At 44.5% G+C, this 501-nt stretch carries 1 protein-coding gene; it reads right to left on the reverse strand.

Features of this window, described 5'->3' with window-relative positions; translation table 11 throughout:
* Nucleotides 1-394, reverse strand: a 394-nt coding sequence (locus DW082_RS14200; RefSeq protein WP_147387096.1) for a hypothetical protein, incomplete at its 3' end; no start/stop codon positions are given.
* Nucleotides 395-501: the final 107 nt, after the last annotated feature.

The following is a 501-nucleotide window of genomic DNA, read 5'->3' on the forward strand; positions in this document are numbered from 1 at the left end:
TTTCGATTTTTTTCATGTCGGAACGGACCGCAGCCTCGATCTGTTCGCACAACCTTTCGACGGATTTTGTAGATGCCTTGTCCCGGTTGATGAGCGCAATCTCATTCAATATCTTTCGATACAGGTCTTCGAGGTTCGTCATGTCGGGCAAGCTGAAATTGAAATTCGGCGAAAGATTGGAAACCGTCCGGACCATTAACTGCATCTGTTGCACATAGAACTCAAAGCCTACTTTCAGGCTTAAAATATCGGCTTTCAAATCCAGATCGACCGTACTACCGTCGGACGGTGTCGCATTTGCGTCCGGTCGGTTCTTTTTCAGTTCGGTCACGATATTCAGGATTTTATTGACCGTAGCATATAACTCGGTTAATAATTCAGTATTTTCCATCATTAAAATTTCATTTTAAATTGTTGTTTCGGTTTGATTTGCCGCTTACGGTTGTTCTCGGCGATCTGATTGAGAATAGCCTCGGTCGTAGCCGCGATCAGGGCCGTAAT

The organism is Alistipes sp. AF48-12 (assembly GCF_003477565.1).
Classification (GTDB): Bacteria; Bacteroidota; Bacteroidia; order Bacteroidales; family Rikenellaceae; genus Alistipes_A; species Alistipes_A hominis.